This is a genomic window from Slackia sp. (assembly GCF_977041755.1).
Window position 1 is genome coordinate 1 of record NZ_CDRRGL010000112.1, and the last position, 5,784, is coordinate 5,784.

The 5,784-nt window shown below is 58.7% G+C and carries 5 protein-coding genes; 3 read left to right on the forward strand and 2 right to left on the reverse strand.

What is annotated here, in order from left to right; all coding sequences use genetic code 11:
• From ACWI8T_RS07705 to ACWI8T_RS07715, 3 genes are all read left to right on the forward strand, one after another.
• Positions 1 to 1,757: excinuclease ABC subunit UvrA (locus ACWI8T_RS07705; RefSeq protein WP_449138514.1), on the forward strand; the 1,757-nt coding region annotated here is incomplete at its 5' end.
• Between the two features lie 282 nt (positions 1,758 to 2,039).
• Positions 2,040 to 2,939: a DegV family protein gene (locus ACWI8T_RS07710; RefSeq protein WP_449138515.1), complete on the forward strand. Its 900-nt coding sequence runs from the start codon at positions 2,040 to 2,042 to the stop codon at positions 2,937 to 2,939.
• 254 nt (positions 2,940 to 3,193) lie between these two features.
• Complete coding sequence (locus ACWI8T_RS07715; protein WP_449138516.1) at positions 3,194 to 3,841, forward strand: hypothetical protein; 648 nt, start codon at positions 3,194 to 3,196, stop codon at positions 3,839 to 3,841.
• An 89-nt stretch (positions 3,842 to 3,930) separates the two neighbouring features.
• Here the strand turns inward: ACWI8T_RS07715 and ACWI8T_RS07720 are convergent, their stop codons facing one another.
• Together ACWI8T_RS07720 and ACWI8T_RS07725 are read right to left on the reverse strand one after the other, a co-directional pair.
• Positions 3,931 to 4,713: a hypothetical protein gene (locus ACWI8T_RS07720; RefSeq protein ID WP_449138517.1), complete on the reverse strand. Its 783-nt coding sequence runs from the start codon at positions 4,711 to 4,713 to the stop codon at positions 3,931 to 3,933.
• Positions 4,714 to 4,719: 6 nt separating this feature from the next.
• Complete coding sequence (locus ACWI8T_RS07725) at positions 4,720 to 4,884, reverse strand: hypothetical protein (RefSeq protein WP_449138518.1); 165 nt, start codon at positions 4,882 to 4,884, stop codon at positions 4,720 to 4,722.
• Between the last annotated feature and the right edge of the window lie 900 nt (positions 4,885 to 5,784).

Sequence of the window (5,784 nt, forward strand, 5' to 3'; positions counted from 1 at the left end):
AGAAGGGCGAGAACTTCGCCGAACTCGACTTCACCTACTACAATGCCGTGCGCACCGTGGAAAACTCCCTCGCCAAGGCGAAAGACGAGAAGGGCCTGCGCCGCGTAGCGAAATACTTGACGGAAGGCCCCTGCCCCGACTGCGGCGGCACGCACCTGTCCGCGGCCGCGCGCGAGCCAATCGTTCGCGGCATCAATCTGGCGCAGGCGACGGAAATGACGCTCGATGAAGCGGTGACGTGGGTAGCGAGCGTGCCCGCAAGCCTTCCCGATGAGATGCGCCCCATGGCGAAATCGATTTGCGAGTCGTTCGAAAGCACGGCTCGTCGCCTGCTCGAGCTGGGCTTGGGTTATTTGTCGCTCGACCGAGCAGGCGCGACCCTTTCCACCGGCGAGCGCCAGCGCGTGCAACTCGCGCGCTCGGTGCGAAATCGCACCACAGGCGTGCTGTACGTGATGGACGAGCCTTCTATCGGTTTGCACCCCGCCAACATCGACGGACTTTTAGGCGTCATGCGCGACCTGATCGCCGACGGCAACTCGGTAGTGATGGTCGATCACGACACGCGCATCCTTCGCGCGGCCGACCATCTTGTCGAAATGGGCCCCGAAGCAGGCGCCCGCGGCGGCGCCTTGGTAGCGCAAGGCTCGGTTGAAGAAGTTGCAAACGATTCCGAGTCAATTATCGGCCCCTATCTTTCGGGAGCCGCGCGCGTTGCAGCGCGGCCGAAAACACCTGCGGAACAGATGTTTGACCTGGGACGCATCCATCTTGAGTCAAGCGGGCTTCACACCGTGAAGCCCTTCGCGATCGACATTCCCAAAGGCCGGCTCATCGCCGTAACGGGCGTATCGGGCTCAGGCAAAACGACGCTCGTGCTCGAAACGCTTATTCCCGCGCTTGCCGCAACGGCGACAGGCGAAGCGCTTCCCGAGCACGTCACCGCGATTGAGGCCGAGGGCATTCGCCGTGCGAACCTCATCGACGCCACCCCCATCGGCATCAACGTGCGCTCGACGGTCGCCACGTATTGCGGTGCGCTCGACGATATGCGCCGCGCATACGCGCGCACCGATTTCGCGAAAGCGGCAGGGCTGAAGATGGGCGATTTCTCGTACAACACGGGAAGCCTACGCTGCGCTACCTGCGACGGCACGGGGCAAATCTCGCTCGACGTGCAATTCCTGCCCGACGTCGACATCGCTTGCCCCGATTGCCGAGGGTCGCGCTACGGAACCGCTGCCGAGAAAATTCGCCGGTCCGAAAAAGGCGCGCCCGATAACCAGGCGCTCAGCTTGCCGCACCTGCTCGCGCTTTCCGTTGACGAGGCCCTTCCGCATGTAGCCGACGTCAAGAAGGCGCACGAAAAGCTGCAAACCCTGCATGACCTGGGCCTGGGATATCTCACGCTCGGCGAAGCCACGCCCGCGCTTTCGGGTGGCGAGGCACAGCGCCTGAAACTTGCAAGCGAGATGGGCCGCGGACAAGCCGATGCCGTGTTCGTGTTCGACGAGCCCACCATCGGCTTGCACCCACGCGACGTGGAAACGCTCCTCGGCGTGTTCCAACGCCTCGTTGAGCAGGGCGCTACCGTGGTGGTGGTTGAGCACGATCTCGATTTCATCGCGAACGCCGATTACGTAATTGACATGGGTCCACAGGGCGGCAAAGCGGGCGGACGCATCGTGGCATGTGGCACGCCCGAGGAAATCGCCGCAAACCGAGAAAGCATCACGGGACGCTATTTGGGAGTCTAAGGCGCAACCGCCGCGACGGCGCCTTAGACAAAGCTTGGCGGTTCGCAGAATCTTCTTTAACCCTTCCGCATTGCGCGTTTCTTTGCAGCAGGAATGCTAGAATCGTGGGAAAAGAACAGCTTCGCGAAATCGTAGCTGAAGCAAATACTTTCTAGCACCGCGCCACACCGGCCTGTTCGCAGCATCATTCGAGAACGGGCCCGATTGGGCCAAAGCAGAAGCCGCATCGGGCCTTCCGCAAAAACCCTTTCGCCGCGACAACGAGCACTTGGAGGTCACAAATTGGTTCGAATTATCACCGACTCAACCTCGTCCATTCCCCAGGATATTCGCGCCGAGCTCGGCATCGAAGTCACCTCGCTCATCATCAATAGGAATGGCGAAGAGCTCGTCGAATCGGAAACCGACCTCGATGCCTTCTATAAAGATATCTACGAAATGGCTGACAACATTCCCACCTCGAGCCAGCCGCCCTTGGGCAAGGTTCGCGAAGTTGTCGAAAGCATCGCGAAAACGGGCGACGAAGTGCTCGGAATTTTCATCAGCAGCAAAATGTCGGGCACGTTCGAAAGCTTCGTCCACACGGCCAAAGAGGTCAAAAACGACCTCCCCAACTTCCGTTTCGCCGCCATTGACAGCATGACCAATTGCATGGAGATGGGCTGGCCCGTTATCGCCGCCGCGAAAGCCGCCAAAACGGGCGCCGGCCTTGACGACTGCATTCAGGCGGCGAACGCAAGCCTGCATTCCACGCGATTCGTGTTTGCTCCCGAATCGCTGCTGTTCCTGCAGAAGGGCGGCCGCATCGGAAAAGCCGCCGCGCTCATTGGTAACATGATCAGCCTCACGCCCGTGCTCACCGTAAACGACGGCGAAGCGAGCACCTTCTCGAAGTGCCGCACGCAGAAAAAAGCTCTTGCGAAAATGCTCCAGGTGCTCGGCGAAGATACGGCACCGAGCGGCCTTAAGAATCTCGTCGTCCACTACATCGGCAGCAAAGCGCCGGCTGCGCAATGGGCCGAAGAGAAGGTGGCGCCGCTCATCGGGTTCATGCCCCGTGTTGTGCCAGCGAGTCCGGTTATCGGCGTGCACGTCGGCCCGGCCATGGGCATCGCGTACGAATGCAACGCTCCCATTCCGAACAAGTTCCACGGCAGCGAGCCGGAAATCATCGTATGCTAGCGATCGCGCCGCATAAACGCGGCGCGATTTTTCTGTCAGCGGCTGATGGGAACGCCGGCCGCATCCAAAATAGCCCCAAAACAAGGGGTGCCGGCATTCGAAGAGTGCGCGAGCCATGGCTCGGTTGAACCTGAAGAGACTGCAGAGAAACCGCCTGCGAACTGGGTATATTCCGAACAATCACTTGCTAGCCAAGAAAGACGCGAGCAAACGCGTCGCAATCAGGGACGCGTTCCACCAAAAGAAAGGTCACCGTGCTTTACATTCTTACAGGCGATGTGCAAATCGGAAAAACTCGCTGGCTGCAGGCGCTCGTAGGCGATCTCGAAGCGCGCGGGGCCGTATGCGACGGCGTAATTGCGCCTGGCGTATGGCGCGAAGACGAAGCGGGTGGCTTCGATAAGCTCGGCATCAACAACGAGCTTCTGCCAACGCATGAGGTGGTGCATTTCGCACGACGCGACGATTTGGCCCGCGCCGAGGGCGCGTTTGACGCCAATGCGCAATCCGCCAAGGCGATGCTTCGCTGGCACATTTCCGATGAAGCGATCCGGAAAGTGAATGCGCACTTCGATACGCTCATCGAAGCCGCAAAGGAGCCTCAAGCAGCCGATATGCCAGAATGCACATGCGTCCATGCCGATCCGGCAAAGCGCATGCTTATCGTCGACGAGCTGGGACGCCTCGAGCTCTTGCGCAACGAAGGCCTCACGAGCGCCATGGAGTTGCTGAAGCGCGGCCCTGAAGAGCGCTACGAATGCGCCCTGCTTGTCGCGCGAGACATGTTCGACTTGCCCCACCTAGCCGAGATGCGCTTTGCGGCCGCCTGGGGCAGCTCCAAGCGCATCTCCCCCACCGATGAAGCGCGCGACGAAATCGTCGCCTCCGTTTTAAGCCTTTAGAGCCACCAGCGGCCCCAAGCGCTCCTTCGAGTTCCCACCGAACGTCCCTCCCGAACAGTTCCTGGACGGACTAGGAACGCCTTGAACAGCTAAGGCTCGGCCAAGAGCTCAAGAATCACGTCAACAGCGCCATGCAGCTTGATATCGCCATCGGGGGCTGCGGTTATGCCTCGAGCCGCAAGCTCGCGCGCAAATGCTTCGGAGGCAACGAGCCGTTCCATCTCTTCATCGGAAGCAGACACGAAGCCCCACTGGCTGCAGAAGGCCGCCGTAACATCCTTATAACCGCCTTCGGGGGCCTCGTCGGACATATCGACTTCATCGCAGCACCACCGGCCGCCCCATTCATCCTTAGGGTCGCTACATGGCGAAAGCAGCCAAGGAATGGGATCGAATCTAGACCACGAATAGTTGCCGCCGAAGAAAAACACCGAATCGACCGGCGCTCGATCGCGATCGACGTACTCACCGCGGGTTTTGTTCACGGCATAGCGATAATGGCGAACATCAAGCTCGAAAAGTCCATCGTATGGAACCTCATCAGAATCTGGGGCATCGCCATACACGGCACGCATTAATCCCCTCGAATCAGAGAAAAGACCCGAAACGTCAACGAACGAATCAAGGACGGTTTCATAGGGATACCCGCCGAAAAGCTTCCCAACTGGGCTTTCCTTCTCTGGGTTGAAGTAATCGCCGATAAACAAAACGGGGTCTCCGCGCCACGGCCCCGCCATAAGCGTGCAGGCGGCGTCGGTGTAGCGGTTGCCAAGCTCGCTGGCGGTACTGGGCATGAACCCGAACTCGCTAAAGACGTCAGCCTCGATCCATTCCTTCTTCTTCGGATTCGCCCACATGAAATACTCGACCATATCGCATCACTCGAAATACGAATCGACGCCGCGAGCATCTATGAGTTCGCGAGCCTTAGCCTGGCCTTCGATCACTTCCTGCAAACGCTTGGCGTAATAGGTTTGCCCGAGAAGTTCCTCGATGCGCTTCATATCTTCTTCGCTCACGGCATATTTGGATTGCGCTTCCATTTCTCCCCTCGCATTCGCTCGATTCGACATCGAAAGCCCACTGGCTCTATTTAGGAACCAACATAGCGCAATAAAGCAAAAGGAATGTCCAACACATTACCCAGCTGCATTTTTTACCTTGACGAGGGCTTTACTTGCTTCGCTTCAAAGCGAATACGACCAGAGTGCCCCGTACGATAAGGGCCAACATTCGATGGCGCTGGGGTCCAGAGCGACATCGGCCCGCGCGAGCAATAACGAAGACGGCGGGAATGTGCGAACGCGGTCCAATCGAACGGAAGGGCCATCGAACCGATCGAGCAGCGGGCGACGCGCCGAATGCCCACCGACAAGGCCCATAGGCGGATTGCGTCGGGCAACAATCGGAAACCTTACTGATGGCAGAAAACCGCGCAATGGGGCCTCATTGCAGTGATTGCGGCTCATATTGTCAAAATACGCCACAATGGGGCCTCCCAGCGTCGCAACGGAACGCCCCAGAGGAGGCTCTTGAGATACGTAAAGCGCACCTGAATTCGTTTGACCTGGCCTTTTAAGAACGAGTGTTTTTTACGCAGCGTCAAAACCGGCAATTCTTTCCCAAAATAAGGCTGCAATGAGGCCCCATTACAGCGCTTTATGACAGGAGGGATGAAAATGGAAGCATTCATCGAACAACGGAAACGAGCCAGTCCAGAAGGACGGATTTACTTACGGGCAAAGCGAGTGGGCCAATGGCCTCTCTTAAACCGAGCGAAACGCAGCGCTCCCTGCTACGCGGCATCAGGTCGCTTCAAACAAAAGCCCGTTCGTCAGAACGGGCTTTCAACTAAAAACAGGTCAGGCAATCGCCTGACCTGCAGTATTCGATGGTAGCCTGGAGGGGATTCGAACCCCCGATCTCCGCCTTGAGAGGGCGGC